Here is a 14,890-nt window from a genome sequence, read left to right as displayed (position 1 = left end):
ACAGACGCCAGCGAGGAGCGCCCTTCGGACTCCTTCTGTTCGACTTCCTGCTTCTGTTCTTCCTCGACGGCATATGAGCAACAAGCCCTAACCTATTGGACCGTCGCCTTTCTTTTGCCTGAGTTTCGGTCGGCGGACAAACGAAATTCAGGACTCGGCCGTGATCTTCGCGACCCGGATGTCCGGTTCGCCGGCGCGGCCGCCTTCACGGACGAAGCCCAGCCGCTTGGTGAGATCGAGCATCCTGTGGTTCTCGCGCAGGATGTGGCCGACGACACGGCGGATGCCGCGCGTCCGCGCGTACTGCAGGACATGCTCCAGCAGCAGCGTGCCGTAGCCGTGGCCCTGCTCGGCCGAGGCGACCGCCAGCGCGAACTCCGCCTGCTCGAAGCCCGGGTCCGCGGCCAGCCGGCCGACCCCGAGCAGCTCCTCCCCGTCGAGCAGAAGGAAGGCCATCTCGCGGTCGTAGTCGATCTGCGTGAGGCGCGCCGCCATCTCGTGCGTGAGCTCGCGCAGTGGCCCGAAGAATCGCAGGCGCATGTCCTCCTGCGTGAGCCGTCGCGTGAAGGCGTGGATCAGCGGTTCGTCGTCGGGCCGGATCGGGCGGATGGCGAGCGTGCGGCCGTCGCGGTCGACCGTGCTGCTCTCCAGCTCGACCGGATAGGGGCGGATCGCGAAGCGCGCCGCCCTCTCCTGCCCGGCCGGCCGACGCACGACGATGCGCGCATCGAGGGCGATCACGCCGCTGGCGTCGACCAGCAGCGGATTGACGTCGAGCTCGGCGACCTCGTCGACGTCGGCGATGAGCTGGCTCAGCCGGATCATGACCTCGCCCACCGCACCGCGCGCGGCCGGCGGACGGCCGCGATAGCCGCGCAGCAGCCGGTCGACCCGCGTGCGGCTGAGCGCATCTTCCGCCAGCACCGGATCGAGCGGCGGCAGCGCCAGCGCCCGGTCGTCGACGACCTCGGCGGCCACGCCGCCCTGGCCGACCATCAGGATGGGGCCGAACACCGGATCCTCAGCCGCTCCCAGGATCAGCTCGACGGCATCCTGCCGCCGGATCATGGGCTGGACCACGAACCCGTCGATGCGGACCGTGCCCGCGAGCGCCAGCGCCTTGGCTCCCATGTCGCGCACGGCGTCCTGGACCGCCTGCGGGGAGGCGAGGTCGAGCGCGACGCCGCCGACGTCGCTCTTGTGCGTGATGTCGCGCGACAGGATCTTGACCACCACCGGAAAGCCGATGCGCGCCGCGGCCGCTACGGCTTCACCCGCGTCGCGCACGACCTCGGTCGGCACGACCGGAATGCCGTAGGCCGCCAGCACGCGCTTGGCCTCGGGTTCGGTCAGGATGCTGCGGTTCTCGGCCAGGGCCGCCGCCGCAATCTCGCGGACCAGCACCGTGTCGGATCGCGTCTGCGGCACGGACGGTGGCGTGCGCTGCAGCGCGCGCTGGCCGCGCCGGTACTCGACGATGTGCATGAAGCCGCGGACCGCGCGCAGCGGCGTGTCGTAGGCCGGGATGCCGGCCTCGTGCAGCACCTGCCGCCCGGCCTGTGCCTCCGGCCCGCCGATCCAGCAGCCGATCACCGGCACGCGCTTGGCACCCGCTGCCGTGACGATGGCGCGGGCCGCATCGGCCGACGAGGTGAGCGACGTCGGCACGTTCATGGCAAGCACCGCGCCGACGCCGCGATCCTCGGCCAGGGCGTCGAGGGCGGCGGCATAGCGGGGGCCGTCGGCATCGCCCACGATATCGACGGGGTTGCCGTGCGACCAGGCGCGCGGCATCACGCCGTTGAGCCGGGCCAGCGTGTCCTCATGGAGGGTGGCCAGCTCGCCGCCCTCGTCGAGCAGCAGGTCGGTCGAGATGATGCCGATGCCGCCGCCGTTGGTGAGGATCGCCAGGTGCTCGTTGCGGGGAGCGACGCCGTGGCCCAGCGTCTCGGCGGCGTCGAACAGCTCGCCGAGCCCCGTGACGCGCACCAGGCCGGCGCGCGCGAAGGCCGCGTCGTAGACCGCGGCCGAGCCCGCCATGGCGCCGGTGTGCGAGGCCGCCGCCCGGGCCGCCGCGGCATGGCGGCCGGCCTTCAGCACGATCACCGGCTTGACGCGCGCCGCGCCGCGCGCCGCCGACATGAACTTCCGGGCCTGCGTGACGCCTTCGACGTACATCAGGATGGCGCGGGTGGCGTTGTCGCGGGCCAGCATGTCGAGCACGTCGCCGAAATCGACATCGGCCATGTCGCCCATGGAAATCAGGTGCGAAAAGCCGATGTTCTGCGCGCTCCCCCAGTCGGCGAGCCCCGCCAGCACTGCGCCGGACTGCGCGACCGCGGCGATGCGGCCGGGACGCAGGCTAGAGGGTCCGAAGCTCGCATTGAGGCCGAGCCGCGGCACCGCGTAGCCGATGCAGTTCGGGCCGACCACGCGCAGCAGATGCGGCTGGGCCGCCGCCAGGATGCGCGACCGCCAGGCCGCATTGGCCTCTCCGCCGTCGCCGTTGCCGGGGCCTGCCGTGATGATCACGGCGACCCTGGTGCCACGCGCACCAATCTCGTGCACGAGGCCGGGAACGCTGGCCGGAGGCGTCATGACGACGGCGAGGTCGGGCGCCTCGTCGAGCTCGGCGATGCTCGTCCGCACCGGGCGGTCGCCGATTCGTCCTCCGCGCACGTTGACGAGATGGACGTCGCCCTTGAAGCCGCCGGCCAGGATGTTGCGGGTCACCGCCTCGCCGAGCGAGCCCGGCCGGTCGCTGGCCCCGATCACGGCGACCGATCGGGGTGTCATCATCCTGTCAAGGTTGCGGGTCGACATCGCTCCGGTCTTTCGTCGAAGGGCCAGCCATGGCAGCGAAACGGCAGGTGGACAAGCCGACCGATTGCCCCTGCCCGTTGTCCTCGTGCCGCCTCAGCCCAGCGTCGGTCCGTTCATCAGCATCAGTCCGGTGACGATCACGACGGCGGCGATCAGGCGGCGGCGGCCGAACGGCTCGCCGAGCAGCAGGGTCCCGATCAGGACGCCGAACAGAACCGAGGTCTCGCGCAGGGCCGCGACATGGGCCATCGGCCCCAGCACCAGCGCGTAGATGGCGATGCCGTAGCCGACGTTGGCGATCACGCCGCCGATCACGCCGCGCCACCAGGTGCGGCGCAGGTGGCTCCACACACGCTGCGGCCGCAGCGCGACGGCGACCACGAGCAGCCACGGCCCTTCGACCACGCACAGCCAGGCGATGTACGACAGGCGATGGGCGAAGTCGGGGCCGGCGGCGCGCACGCCCAGCCCGTCGGCGATGATGTAGCCCGCGATGGTGACGCCGGTCAGCACGGCAAACAGCGTGGCAAGACCGTACCGGCCGCCTTGCCGCGGAACCACGGCCTTGAGCGGCAGGGCAAGGGCGACCAGGCCGCCGCTCAGCAGGAGCACGCCGACGATGTCCTGGCCGCGCAGGTGCTCGCCGATGAAGCGGCCGGACACCAGCGCCACCAGGAGCGGCCCGAGCCCGCGCGCGATCGGATAGGTGTGGCTGAGGTCGCCGTACGAATAGGCCTTCAGGAGGAACACGTAGTAGAGGACGTGGATCGCCACCGATGCGGCGAGGAACGTCCAGGCCTGAGGCTCGATCGGCGGCAGGAACGGCACGGCGCAGAGCCCCATCACCGTCCCCGTGGTCATGATGACGCCGAAGGTGGCGAGGCGGTCCGACGAATCCGACTTCAGGATCGCGTTCCACGACGCGTGCATCAGGCCCGCGAGGAGCAGCAGGCCGATGATCAGGGGCTGAACGACCAAGAGGGGCTTTCTGACTTATTTCCGTAATACTACCCCAAAGCCCGGGGGCCCGCTAAGATCGCGGCATGCTCCTGCTCATCGATAACTACGACAGCTTCACCTACAACCTCGTCCACTTCCTGGGCGATCTCGGCGCGCGCTGCGAGGTCCATCGCAACGACCAGATCACCGTCGACGAGGCGCTGGCCCGCAAGCCGGCGGGCATCGTGCTGTCGCCCGGCCCGTGCACGCCCAACGAGGCAGGCATCTGCATGGATCTCATCGCGGCCTCGGCCAAGGCCCAGGTGCCGCTGTTCGGCGTCTGCCTCGGCCACCAGGCGATCGGCCAGGTGTTCGGCGGCAAGGTCGTGCGGGCGCCGACTCCCATGCATGGCAAGCTGTCGGGCGTCGGGCACAAGGGCCAGAGCGTGTTCGAGGATGTCCCCTCGCCGTTCCAGGCGACGCGCTACCACTCGCTGATCGTCGATCGCGCCGGCTTCCCGAAGGAGCTCGAGGTGACGGCCGAGACCGGCGACATCATCATGGGTCTGCGCCACCGCACGCTGCCGATCCACGGCGTGCAGTTCCACCCCGAGAGCATCGCCTCGGAGCACGGCCACAAGATCCTGGAGAACTTCCTCAGAATCGCCGGCGACCATCCCGCCCAGCAGGGCAAGAAGGCCGCCTAGACCGGCTTGCCCTGCGGGCCGCGGGCCCGCGCCCTATCCTGGTACCTGCACGATGGTGGCGGTACCGCCCTGCCGGTGGGCGATGGCCTCGACCTGCACGCGGGCATCGCGCCGCGCCAGTCCGCCCAGCACCGTAGCTCTCGGCGGATAGGGCTCGCTGACATTCGCGCCGTAGCCGGCATTGAAGGCGGCATAGTCGCGCCAGTCGACCAGCACATTGTTGGTGCGCAGGATGGTGTCGCGCTCGAAGCCCGCGGCATCGAGGAGTGCGCGGACCCGATCCCACGCCGCCCTCGTCTGCGACTCGGTGCCGGCCGTGACGCCCTGTTGCGCCCCGGTCCCAAGCTGTCCTCCGATATAGAGGTCGTCGCCGGCCAGCACCGCCGGGGCGCCGAGCGCGGTCGTTCCCACGCCGCCTGGGGCCGCGAGGCGCTGACCGCCGCCGCGGGCGGCGACCGCCTCGATCTGGATTCCCGAGCGTCCCGGCAAGGGCGCCACGACCACGGCGCAGGCGGGAGGCTCGTCGGGAAAGGCCGCCTCGAACGCCTGTACGAATGCCGCGGTGTCGCGGACATCGGCCAGGCTGGCGTGGATATAAATGATGTCCGTCGGCGCGAAGCCGGACGATGCGGCCCGCGCCTTGAGGTCGGACAGGGCGGCCGCAGCGGCGGCTGCCGCGTCGTCGTCGAAGGGCGCGCTGGCGGCGCCGTAGAAGCGCTCGCCGGCGATCGCGTCGCCGGACGGAAGCCGCGCGATCGGCGTGTCGACCATGGCGACGAGGTCGAGTTCGATCGCCGCCTGCGGCAAGGGAAAGCCGTGCGACCCCACCACGACATGGTTGGGCGCGAACCCGCCCATCCGCTCCGCGTAGATTTCGCGATAGCGGCCCTCGTCCCGCAGGTCGGTGATGTAGGTCTTGATGCGGACCGTGTCCTCGATCCGGGCGCCGAGCAGTTCGAGGACGACCCCGACATTGTCGAACATCCGGCGGGTCTGCGCCGCCACATCGACCAGGCCCGCCGCGTCGCCGGCAAGGCGGCGCTGGGCATCCGTCCCGGCCGTCGCGCCGACATGGATGAGGTTGCCGATCCGGACGGCGTGCGAGAAATGGGCGATCGGCCGCATCAGCCGGTCGGTATGGATCACGCGCTTGGTCATGTCAGGCGCCTCAGCCGACTGGCAGCACGCGCTCGCGCAGCACCCCGCGCACGTCCATCTCGTAGTCGAGGACCTCCACGGGAGGGCGCGCAAAATGCCAGCTCAGCCCGGCCTTCATCGCGCCGCGCGCCGCCAGCTCTTCCGCCAGGAACGGATGGACATCGTGGACCGTGTAGAGATGCGCCCCTGTGGCGTCCGCCCAGGCAAAGCCCAATGCCGCCATGCGCCGCTCCATCTCCCCCAGCACCCAGCGGGCCTTCTCGCGCAGCCCGTCTCTGCTGGTGTCACCCAGCCTGATGGCGTTGTCCCGGTAGGTCCCCTTGGCTTCCGGCGCCTCGCCACTGCCGGAGGCGACGAAGGTGCGCGGCGTGCCGGCGGCGGCTGGGACAGTGTAGGAGAACGCGTAGAAGCTCGGGACCGGAGGCTTGTCCAGCTCCGGGCAGACATTGGTCCGCGCCACGGGGTTGACGCCCTCGCGCAGGACACCCCACCGATCGAGCGTGCCGGCATAGACGCGATTGAAGGCCGCGAAGCCGTCCTCTGTGAAAGGTGCCGGCGAGCGCAGCTCGCAGGCACAGAAGGCGGAGACGGGTCGGCCGACGGACTTCAGGTGCGCCTCGACCGCGGCGAATCCCTCGGCGAGCGGCAGCGGCCGCGCGAAACGCGCGCGCTCGATCTCGAGGCCCGGCCGGGCCGCCACACCGCCGGAGTACTGGAACACGCCCTTGATGAAGTCGTATCCGCCGTCTTCCAACTGCAGCACCTGGGCCATCGCGATCGGACCTCTCCCGCCATCAATCTGGCCGAACGCGGGGGCGCGAGCCGCCCGTGCCGCGTCGACCGGGCACACATGCCGCGCCCCATGTGTTGTTGCAAGAATGTAATTTGAAACATAGCGTTCGAGAAATCAGTACACAAACGGTACAGCCATGTCGCTTGTTTCCCTGCGCTACTTCAACGAGGTCGTGCGCACCGGCTCGATTCGCGAAGCGGCCGACCGCCTTCACGTCGCGCCGTCGGCGATCAGCCGGCAGATGCGCAATCTCGAGATCGAGCTCGGCGTGCCCCTGTTCGAGCGGCATGCCCGCGGCGTCGTCCCGACCTCGGCGGGCGAGCTCTACGCCCGCTACGCCCGTGAAGCGCTGCTCGACCAGGAGCGGATCTACTCCGAGATCGACGACCTCAAGGGGTTGCGGCGCGGCCACGTCCGGGTCTGCTCGGTGGAAGGCGTCGTCGCCAATGGCCTCACCCACGCGGTGGCGACCTTCCGCAAGCGATTCGGCGGGGTGAGCATCAGCCTCGACATTACCGGGACGGAATCGGTGATCGAGGCGGTGCGCAACGGCGACGTCGACATCGGTGTCGCCTTTACCTCCAGTCCGGATCCCGACGTGCACCGCACGCTCCGGCTGCGCGACCCGCTGTTCGCGATCATGGCGGCCGATTTCCCGCTGGCCCGCCAGCGCAAGCTGGCTCTGGTCGACACGCTGGCCTACCCGATCGCCATCCCGCGCAGGCATTTCGGCATCCGCGCCCTTCTCGACACGCGCTGCCGCACCGCGCAGCTCACGATGCGACCGACCCTCGAGACCAACTCCATCGAGGCGCTGCGAGGGTTCGCCCGTTCCGGCTGCGGCATCACGTTCCTGCCCCAGCTCAGCGTCAAGCGCGAGCTGGAGGCCGGCCAGGTCGTCGCGGTACCGATGACCGACCGCGACCTGCAGCAGGCCACGATCGATGTCTGTGTCCTGAAGAACCGCACCCTGCCTGCAGCCGCGCAGGGCTTCCTGCGCCATCTCGAGGCCACGCTGCCCGTCCATCGCTGAGGCAGGCCGCGGGCCGGCCCGCGGTCAGAACGATGGCGGCGTCGATATCCAGATGACCTCGGCCGGCTTGGCCGACTCGTTGCGCCAGCGATGCGGCAGCTCGCTGCTGAAGTACAGGCTGTCGCCGCTGGCAAGCTCGTACCAGACCCCGCCGATCTCGATCTTGAGACGGCCCTTGAGCACGATCACCGCGTCCTCGCCATCGTGCGAGAAGACAGGCCCGCTCTCGCCATGGGGCGGCGCCTTCAGCCAGAGCACCGACATGCGCCGGCGCAGGTCCGGCGTCAGCATCTCGTAGGCGATCTGCGAATCGGGAAAGACCACCCGCTTGCGGTTGCCGCGCCGGACGAGCCCGATCCCGATTCCGCCCTTGCGGCTCTCGGCCCCGAACATCAGCGATCCGGCAGGGATGTCGAGGACATCGGCGATGCGCTTCAGGGCGCTGATCGACGGCGTCAGCAGGTTTCGCTCGACCTGGCTCAGGAAGCTGATCGACAGGTCCGACCGGGTCGCGAGCTCCTGGAGGACCATGCTTTTGCCCAGCCGCGCCTTGCGGATGATCATCCCGAGGCTTCCTGCCCCGACTTCGGCCGGTTCCAGGGGCTTCCGGCCCGCCGACTTCTTCCTGCTGACTGGCTCTGCCACGCGTCCTTCTCTCACCCGACCCGATCGCCTGCTTCTCTGTCGCCTCCCGAGGCCGGCAGGCGGCCCAGGAAGGCCTGCTGCACGGCATCGCCCGCCGCAAGGGCAGAAGAAGGTCCCTCCAGTACCACCCGCCCCTCGCGCAGGATATAGGCGCGATGGCTCATGGCCAGCGACACCGCCACGTTCTGCTCGATGATCAGGATCGCCACGCCTTCGCCGTTGATGCGCCGGATCGCGGCGGCGACCTCCTCGCGCATGTGCGGCGAGAGGCCGATGAAGGGCTCATCGACCAGCAGCAGGCGCGGCTCGCTCATCAGGCCGCGGGCGATGGAGCACATCTGTTGCTCGCCGCCCGACATCGAACCGGCGACCTGGCGCGTCCGCTCGCGCAACCGGGGAAACAGCGCGTAGGCCTTGTCGAGGCCGCGGGCCACCTTGTCGCGCGGGGCGCCGGGGCCGGCGCCGAGCTGCAGGTTCTCCAGCACGGTCATCTGGGGGAACAGCCGGTGGCGCTCCAGCACGTGCGACAGGCCGGTCCGCGGCAGCCGGTGGGGTGGCAGTGCATGCAGGGCCACACCGTCGAATACGATTGTTCCCGCCAAGCGGTCGACCAGGCGGGAGATCGCGTTCATGAGGGTGCTCTTGCCGGAGCCGTTCGGCCCGAGCAGCGCCACGACCTCGCCGTCACCGACTTGCATGGAGACGTTCCACAGGACCTGGTGGCTGCCGTAGCCGGCGTCGAGGCCCCTCACCTCAAGCATGCGTCGCCTCGCTCGCCCCGAGATAGGCCCGGATCACGCGCTCGTCGCTTGTCACCTGCGCAGGCGTTCCCATGGTGACGATCTCGCCGAGATGCAGGGCGATCAGCCGGTCGACCAGGCGTTGGACGGCGTCGAGATTGTGCTCGATCACGACCAGCGTGATGCCCGTGCTGCGCAAGGCCTGCAGCAGCGCGATCAGCGAGTCGACGGACGGCAGGTCGACGCCGCCGAACGGCTCGTCGAGCAGCAGCAGGCGCGGGCGCGTGGCCAGCGCCCGCGCAATGTCGAGACGCTTGCGCTGGCCTGTGCTCGCCCAGGCCGAGGGGACGTCCGCCCGGTGCCCCAGCCCCACCCGTTCGAGCTGCTCCCGCGCCGCCGCGCGCGCCGCCGCCATGCTGGGCGCGTGAGACAGCGCCGCCACCATGACGTTTTCGAGGAACGTCAGGCTGCCGAACGGACGCGAGGTCTGGAACGTCTTGACCAGGCCGCGGCGCGCGATCGCCTCGACGGCCCGGCCGGTGATGACCTGCCCCTCGAAGGAGACCGAGCCGGAATCGGGCTTCACCTCGCCGGCGATCATGTTGAACAGCGTCGACTTGCCGGCACCGTTGGGGCCGATGATCCCCAGGATCTCGCCGGGTGCGACGTCGAACGAGACGGACCTGACCGCCTGCAGGCCGCCGAACGCCCGCGACACGGCGCGGACGGACAGGTCCCCCGCCATCCTCAGTCCTCGATCAGCCGGACCGTGACGCTCTCGCTTCCCTGGCGCCACACCCGATCGCCAATCTGCCGCAGCAGGTCATATTGCGCCGGGTCGATCCGTCCGAACACGTTGACCGGCGCGTCGCCGCGCCATTCGCGCACGATCTCGGGGCCGTAGAAGATGCCGATGTTCTCGAAGCCGGTACGGTCGTAGCCGTCGCTCCACTCCTGGAAGTAGATGACGTCGCCGATGTTGGCCCGGATGCTCTGGTTCTCGCGCGGCGGCTTGTCCTTGAAGGCCACCGGCAAGGCGAATTCGCGGCCCGACCAGCGGGCCTGCAGCACCGACGTGGCGACTGGGACCTCCGACCGGAGCGCGGCCGCCGTCTTTGGCGCTTCTGCCAGGGTGGTCATGGTGAGGGCGCCGCCGCGCTGGAAGCCGATTTCGAACTTCATGCCTGTCATCCTTGTGTGGGAGCGCGCGATCGGCGCGCGGAGCCGGCGAGCCGGCGGATCCACCCGACGAGTCCGTCGGGCTGATAGGCGGCAATCACCATGATCAGGAAACCGTAGATCAGCAGATCGACGTTGCGACCGCTGCCCGAGAAGGTGATGCGCGAGTATTCGGAGAGCGGGACCAGCACCGCCGCGCCCAGGAGCGGGCCGAACAGCGTGCCCGAGCCGCCGAGAATCGCGAACAGGGCGACCAGCACAGAGATGTGCAGGCCCAGCACGCTGAACGGGTCGATGAACAGCACATACTGGACGTGCACCAGGCCGGCCGCTCCCATGATGGCCGCGCTGATCGCCATGGCGATCGACTTGTAGGTTCCAGGCGAGAAGCCGAGGCTCTTCACGGCGGCTTCGTCGTCCCGCACCGCGCGCAGCAGGAAGCCGAGACGCGAGCGGCTCAGCCACCACACACCGGCCGTCACCAGCACGAGCAGCCCGAGGGCGAGGTAATAGTAGGGCGTCTTGTCCCGGTGGAACTGCATGTTCAGCCAGCCCTCCGGCTTCACCGGGATCTCGATGCCGGTCGCGCCACCGACCCACTCCCAAACCGTGAACAGCTGGAAGACCGATTCGGCCACCACGAGGGTCGCTATGACGAAATAGTGGCCGCGCAGCCGGAAGCACGGAACCCCGACCACGACGGCGCAGACCGTGGGCACGGCAACGGCGAGCGGCAGTCCGAGCCACGGATTGACCCCGAACTTCACCGACAGGACGGCAGAGGTATAGGCGCCCAGCCCGAAGTAGAGGCCGTGGCCGATCGAGATCTGACCGCCGTAGCCGCCGAGCACGTTCCACGCCTGCCCCATGGTGGCGAACAGAAAGATGAGCGTCGCCATCCGGAGCTCGAACGGCCGGTGGGCGATCGCGAGCGGCAGCAGCAGGAGCGCGGCCAGGCCTGCCAGAACCAGCAGCAGGGCGACGAGGAGAGAGCGGTTCATCCGTCAACTCCGCCCGAACAGCCCGCGTGGCCGCACCAGGACGACGGCGATATAGAGCAGGTACACCGGCACGTACTTCAGCTCGGAACTGACGAAGAAGCCGATCAGCACCTGAAGGAGCCCGATCACCACGCCGGCGATGAGGGCGCCGTGGATCGACCCGAAGCCACCCAGCGCCACGGCGACATAGGCCAGCAGCACGAACACGGCTCCGACGCGCGGGAAGATGTAGTAGAAATTCGACAGGAGCGACGCCGCGACGCCCACGCAGGCCGCGCCGATCCCCCAGGCCAGGGCATACATCAGCGACACGTTGATGCCGAGCGTCGAGGCCGCCTGAGGATCCTGTGCCGCTGCCCGAAGCTGGCGGCCCACCGAGGTGCGAAAGACCAGAAGGTAGAGAAGCCCGGTTGCCAGCGACGAGCCGACGACGGCTGCGAGCTGCGGCACCGGCAGGACGATCCCGCCGATCCGCGCGACGCCCGACAGCCAGCTGTTGCGGACCGCGAAGTAGTCGGCGCCCATGACGAACTGCGCGCCGGCCTGCAGAAACACCATCAGTCCGAACGTGGCGAAGATCTGCGACTGCATGCTGCCGGTCAGCACCCTGCGGATGAGCAGGTAGTAGACGACAAGGCCGAAGCAGAACATCAGGGCGGCGACGAAGGGCAGGCTGAGCAGAGGATCGACGCCCCAGGTCACGTACGCCAGATAGGTGGCGTACATGCCGAGCATGATGAACTCGCCATGGGCGAAGTTCACGACGTCCATCACGCCGTAGATCAGCGTCAGCCCGATGGCGATCAGGGCGAAGATGAAGCCCGTGCCGAGCCCGCTCACGATGAGCTGCAGGATCAGTTGCTCCGACACGGCTGCCTCCGCCTCTCGCCCCGCCCGCCCGCGCTCAGCGCCAGGCCGGACGCGGCCACACCAGCTTGGCGGTGGCAAAGTCCGCCGGCCAGACCATCCTGGGCGTTCCCTCGAGGGTCTGGACGAAGATGCCGCGAGTGAGGACATTCTGTCCCGTCTTGTCGAACTTCACGCCTTCCCAGGGCATGATCAGAGCGTCGCCCTTGATGTCGGTCGCGGCGAGCGCCTCGCGGATCTTCTCCGGCTCGCGCGACTTGGCGCGATTGATCGCGTCGGCCAGCACCATCATGGCCGTGAAGGCGCGCGCCGGCGTGCCGTCCATGTCCTTGCCGAATCGTTCCCGGTACATCTTGGCGACCTCGCCGACCAGCGGATTTCGCGCCGCTAGGTCGCGCGACCAATGCTCGCGCACGAAGAAGTAGTTTGCGTCGGGTCCCAGCGCGTCGCGAAAGGCGTTGGATCCGAAAGAGGCCCCGATCGCCATGACGCCCTGTGGGTTGAACCCGTACTGCTTGTAGGTTCGGGCGAACAGGATGGCCTCGGCGTCGTACGACGCATGGAAGACGACGTCCGGCTTCGCCGCGATAAGCTTCTGGACCTCGCTGGTCACGTCGGCAGTTCCCTGCTGGTAGCCGATGAACAGCGACTTCGTGAACTCGGGGTACTCCTTGAAGTAGCCATCGACCGACTTGGCGAACTCCTGGCCCCACAACGTGTTCTCGTGCACGACGGCAATCGTCTTGACCGAGTTGTTGTGCGTCTTGTTGATGTCGCGCAGGAAGGTGAAGAAGTCCTTGGCCTGCGTCTTCGAACTCGGCGTCGTGCGGAAGAACCACTTGTAGCCGCGCTCGGTGAGCGGCGTCGCCTCGGATTCGCCCGAGATGTAGGGAACGCCCATGCGTTCGGCTACCTGGCTCGACGTGGCCGCGACCGAACTGTGGAAGGCACCGACCAGCGCCACCACCTTGCTCTGCACGATGAGCCGCTCAGCCTCAGCCGCGCCGGTCTCCGGCGATCCCTGATGATCCGCGGCGATCAGCTCGATCGGGGCGCCCCCAAGGCTGGGCAACCCTTCGTCGGCCGCCAGCGGCATCTTCAGCGCCGGATACTTCTTGTTGACGATGTCCACCGCCAGGCGGATGCCGTTCAACGTATCCTCTCCGGACTTGGCGACCTGTCCAGACAGCGGGTAGAGCGCGCCGACCTTGACCGGTTCGGCGGCAAACGAAGGCTTGGCAGCGAGTGCCAGGGCGGACCCTGCGACCAGGGAGAACCGACGACGAGTGAACGACATGACTACACCCTTCCTCTTGGCTTGGGTTGCTGACGGCAAGTGCGTGCCTTCGCGGGGCGGCCCGGACCGCTGCCGCTCAGGGCCTCATCCCATGTAGATCCCACCGTTGACGTTGATGGTCTGGCCGGTGACGAACGAGGCCCCGCCTCCAGCCAGGAACAGAACCGCGCCCGAAACCTCGTCGACCTGTCCGAAGCGGCCGAGCGGCGTCATCGCGACGAGGCGCTGCCGCAGGTCGTCCGGCCATCCGGCGGTCATGTCGGTGTCGATGTCGGCCGGCGCGACGCAGTTCACGCGCACATGGAGCTTCGCGAAGTGCCGGGAGAGCGAACGGGTCAGGCCGATCATGCCGGCCTTGGCGGCGACATAGGCCGGCCCTGTCGCGGCGCCGCCAATCTGCCCGGCGACGGAGGCGATATTCACGATGCTCCCGCCGCCCTTCGCCCCCATCTCCTCGGCGGCGTCCCGGGCGCAGAAGAAGGCGGCGCGCAGGTTGACGGCGAGGATGCGATCCCACTCCTCCGCCTGCACGATCCAGGGGTCGGACGGGCCGCTGACCCCGGCGTTGCAGACGAGGACGTCGATCCCGCCGAACGCCTTGGCGACCTCCGCGATCAACCGGGACGGCGTATCGGCGTCCGCGAAATCCGCCACGAAGCCGCGACAGGCGTCGAAGGGCGCTCCGACTTCCTTCAGACGAACCGCTGCCTGGGCGACAGAGTCGGCGGTCGCGCCCGAGAAGGCGACGCTCGACCCTTCGGCCGCGAACGATCGGACCAGTTCGAAGCCGATCCCGCGCGTTCCGCCGGTGACGAGGACGATCTTGCCGTCGAGTTCCGACATCGCCTCAGTCCTGCACCACGGGGTTGTCGAGGACGCCGACGTGGGACACCTCGACCCTCACCCGGTCCCCCGGCTTGAGGAAGATCTTGCGGAAGCCGCCGACGCCGACCGGGGTGCCGGTCGACAGGATGTCACCCGGCCGCAGCGTGACCCGCGCCGACAGGAAGGCGATCAGCTCCCAGATGGAGAACACCATCAGCGAGGTCTCGCCGTCCTGCATGCGCTGGCCGTTGAGGTCCGTCGTGAGGTGCAGCCGGTGGGGATCCGCCGCCACCGTGCGGCTGGCGATCCCCGGTCCCACCGGGGTCGACCGGTCGAGGCCCTTGCTCGACAGCCAGTCGACGATGCGGTTCTTGCCGAGCATCATCCATTGCAGGTCGCGCGCGGTGACGTCGTTGACGACCGTGAGACCCGCGACGTGAGCGGGGGCCTGCGCGGCGCTGACCCGCCGGGCCGGACGTCCGATCATGACAGCCAGTTCGCCCTCGTAGTCCATTTCCGAGGAGATCGGCGGCAGGCAGATCGGATCCGTCGGACCCACCAGCGACGTGGTGGGCTTCATGAAGATCACGGGCGCGGCCGGCACGTCCAGGCCGGCCTCCTCCGCGTGCTTCTTGTAATTGGCTCCGACCAGATACACCGACGCGCCGTCGTCGACAGGCGGGCCGAGATGCACGTCGGCCAGTTCGTGCGCGGGCAAGCCCTTCGCTTCGATCGCGGCCGCGTCCCAGCCGTCGGGATGCGCGGCAACGAAGGACGCGATGCTCGGGAAGCGGCTGCTGAGGTCGAGGACACGGTCGCCGAGCCGCAGCCCGGTGCGCAGCGGCGAGGAGGCATTGTCTGAGAAGCGTACGAGCATGTCGGT

Annotated in this window: 15 protein-coding genes; 2 read left to right on the top strand and 13 right to left on the bottom strand. The window is 69.0% G+C overall.

The window, feature by feature from the left end; all coding sequences use genetic code 11:
• Nucleotides 1–147: 147 nt before the first annotated feature.
• Together ACO073_RS16045 and ACO073_RS16040 are read right to left on the bottom strand one after the other, a co-directional pair.
• A complete protein-coding gene (locus tag ACO073_RS16045) occupies nucleotides 148–2,799 on the bottom strand; it encodes a bifunctional acetate--CoA ligase family protein/GNAT family N-acetyltransferase (RefSeq protein ID WP_421998626.1) in 2,652 nt (883 codons plus the stop codon).
• A 117-nt stretch (nucleotides 2,800–2,916) separates the two neighbouring features.
• Nucleotides 2,917–3,801 carry an EamA family transporter gene (locus ACO073_RS16040; protein ID WP_421998625.1) on the bottom strand — a complete coding sequence of 295 codons (885 nt, stop codon included), beginning with the start codon at nucleotides 3,799–3,801 and terminating at the stop codon, nucleotides 2,917–2,919.
• Nucleotides 3,802–3,866: 65 nt separating this feature from the next.
• Between ACO073_RS16040 and ACO073_RS16035 the strand changes: the two genes are divergently transcribed.
• Complete coding sequence (locus ACO073_RS16035) at nucleotides 3,867–4,469, top strand: anthranilate synthase component II (RefSeq protein ID WP_421998623.1); 603 nt, start codon at nucleotides 3,867–3,869, stop codon at nucleotides 4,467–4,469.
• Nucleotides 4,470–4,502: 33 nt separating this feature from the next.
• Here the strand turns inward: ACO073_RS16035 and ACO073_RS16030 are convergent, their stop codons facing one another.
• Both ACO073_RS16030 and cnbZ read right to left on the bottom strand, forming a co-directional pair.
• Nucleotides 4,503–5,627 carry a RidA family protein gene (locus tag ACO073_RS16030; protein WP_421998622.1) on the bottom strand — a complete coding sequence of 375 codons (1,125 nt, stop codon included), beginning with the start codon at nucleotides 5,625–5,627 and terminating at the stop codon, nucleotides 4,503–4,505.
• Nucleotides 5,628–5,637: 10 nt separating this feature from the next.
• Entirely contained in the window at nucleotides 5,638–6,399 is a 762-nt protein-coding gene (cnbZ, locus tag ACO073_RS16025) for a 2-amino-5-chloromuconate deaminase CnbZ (RefSeq protein ID WP_421998621.1), read from the bottom strand.
• Nucleotides 6,400–6,556: 157 nt separating this feature from the next.
• Here cnbZ and ACO073_RS16020 point away from each other — a divergent pair, with 157 nt between their 5' ends.
• A complete protein-coding gene (locus ACO073_RS16020) occupies nucleotides 6,557–7,453 on the top strand; it encodes a LysR family transcriptional regulator (protein ID WP_421998619.1) in 897 nt (298 codons plus the stop codon).
• Nucleotides 7,454–7,477: 24 nt separating this feature from the next.
• Here the strand turns inward: ACO073_RS16020 and ACO073_RS16015 are convergent, their stop codons facing one another.
• From ACO073_RS16015 to ACO073_RS15975, 9 genes are all read right to left on the bottom strand, one after another.
• Nucleotides 7,478–8,017 (bottom strand): helix-turn-helix domain-containing protein, encoded by a 540-nt coding sequence (locus tag ACO073_RS16015; protein ID WP_421998617.1) that lies wholly within the window; start codon nucleotides 8,015–8,017, stop codon nucleotides 7,478–7,480.
• Between the two features lie 92 nt (nucleotides 8,018–8,109).
• Entirely contained in the window at nucleotides 8,110–8,859 is a 750-nt protein-coding gene (locus tag ACO073_RS16010) for an ABC transporter ATP-binding protein (RefSeq protein ID WP_421998616.1), read from the bottom strand.
• Nucleotides 8,852–9,583, bottom strand: a complete 732-nt coding sequence (locus ACO073_RS16005) for an ABC transporter ATP-binding protein (protein ID WP_421998614.1) — start codon at nucleotides 9,581–9,583, stop codon at nucleotides 8,852–8,854. The genes ACO073_RS16010 and ACO073_RS16005 overlap by 8 nt, the downstream gene beginning before the upstream one ends.
• 2 nt (nucleotides 9,584–9,585) lie before the next feature.
• The gene (locus ACO073_RS16000; RefSeq protein WP_421998612.1) at nucleotides 9,586–10,020 is read right to left on the bottom strand and encodes a DUF3830 family protein; all 435 of its coding nucleotides are present in this window, start codon (nucleotides 10,018–10,020) and stop codon (nucleotides 9,586–9,588) included.
• Nucleotides 10,021–10,025: 5 nt separating this feature from the next.
• Complete coding sequence (locus ACO073_RS15995; protein WP_421998610.1) at nucleotides 10,026–11,018, bottom strand: branched-chain amino acid ABC transporter permease; 993 nt, start codon at nucleotides 11,016–11,018, stop codon at nucleotides 10,026–10,028.
• Nucleotides 11,019–11,021: 3 nt separating this feature from the next.
• Nucleotides 11,022–11,888 (bottom strand): branched-chain amino acid ABC transporter permease, encoded by an 867-nt coding sequence (locus tag ACO073_RS15990; protein ID WP_421998608.1) that lies wholly within the window; start codon nucleotides 11,886–11,888, stop codon nucleotides 11,022–11,024.
• A 34-nt stretch (nucleotides 11,889–11,922) separates the two neighbouring features.
• On the bottom strand, nucleotides 11,923–13,182 hold the full coding sequence (locus ACO073_RS15985) for an ABC transporter substrate-binding protein (protein WP_421998606.1): 1,260 nt from the start codon (nucleotides 13,180–13,182) through the stop codon (nucleotides 11,923–11,925).
• Nucleotides 13,183–13,266: 84 nt separating this feature from the next.
• Complete coding sequence (locus ACO073_RS15980; protein ID WP_421998604.1) at nucleotides 13,267–14,025, bottom strand: SDR family NAD(P)-dependent oxidoreductase; 759 nt, start codon at nucleotides 14,023–14,025, stop codon at nucleotides 13,267–13,269.
• A gap of 4 nt (nucleotides 14,026–14,029) precedes the next feature.
• Nucleotides 14,030–14,884 (bottom strand): fumarylacetoacetate hydrolase family protein, encoded by an 855-nt coding sequence (locus ACO073_RS15975; RefSeq protein ID WP_421998602.1) that lies wholly within the window; start codon nucleotides 14,882–14,884, stop codon nucleotides 14,030–14,032.
• Nucleotides 14,885–14,890 lie beyond the last annotated feature (6 nt).

It is taken from the genome of Reyranella sp. (assembly GCF_965229815.1).
Taxonomy (GTDB): Bacteria; Pseudomonadota; Alphaproteobacteria; order Reyranellales; family Reyranellaceae; genus Reyranella.
The sequence above is the reverse complement of the archived record's forward strand: the minus strand, read 5'-3'. Positions and strand labels throughout refer to the sequence as shown.

Coding starts and splice junctions, on each gene's coding strand:
- ACO073_RS16045 (WP_421998626.1), bottom strand. CDS start 2,799: ATGATGACACCCCGATCGGTCGCCGTGATCGGGGCCAGCGACCGGCCG.
- ACO073_RS16035 (WP_421998623.1), top strand. CDS start 3,867: ATGCTCCTGCTCATCGATAACTACGACAGCTTCACCTACAACCTCGTC.
- ACO073_RS16030 (WP_421998622.1), bottom strand. CDS start 5,627: ATGACCAAGCGCGTGATCCATACCGACCGGCTGATGCGGCCGATCGCC.
- cnbZ (WP_421998621.1), bottom strand. CDS start 6,399: ATGGCCCAGGTGCTGCAGTTGGAAGACGGCGGATACGACTTCATCAAG.
- ACO073_RS16020 (WP_421998619.1), top strand. CDS start 6,557: ATGTCGCTTGTTTCCCTGCGCTACTTCAACGAGGTCGTGCGCACCGGC.
- ACO073_RS16015 (WP_421998617.1), bottom strand. CDS start 8,017: ATGATCATCCGCAAGGCGCGGCTGGGCAAAAGCATGGTCCTCCAGGAG.
- ACO073_RS16010 (WP_421998616.1), bottom strand. CDS start 8,859: ATGCTTGAGGTGAGGGGCCTCGACGCCGGCTACGGCAGCCACCAGGTC.
- ACO073_RS16005 (WP_421998614.1), bottom strand. CDS start 9,583: ATGGCGGGGGACCTGTCCGTCCGCGCCGTGTCGCGGGCGTTCGGCGGC.
- ACO073_RS16000 (WP_421998612.1), bottom strand. CDS start 10,020: ATGAAGTTCGAAATCGGCTTCCAGCGCGGCGGCGCCCTCACCATGACC.
- ACO073_RS15995 (WP_421998610.1), bottom strand. CDS start 11,018: ATGAACCGCTCTCTCCTCGTCGCCCTGCTGCTGGTTCTGGCAGGCCTG.
- ACO073_RS15985 (WP_421998606.1), bottom strand. CDS start 13,182: ATGTCGTTCACTCGTCGTCGGTTCTCCCTGGTCGCAGGGTCCGCCCTG.
- ACO073_RS15980 (WP_421998604.1), bottom strand. CDS start 14,025: ATGTCGGAACTCGACGGCAAGATCGTCCTCGTCACCGGCGGAACGCGC.
- ACO073_RS15975 (WP_421998602.1), bottom strand. CDS start 14,884: ATGCTCGTACGCTTCTCAGACAATGCCTCCTCGCCGCTGCGCACCGGG.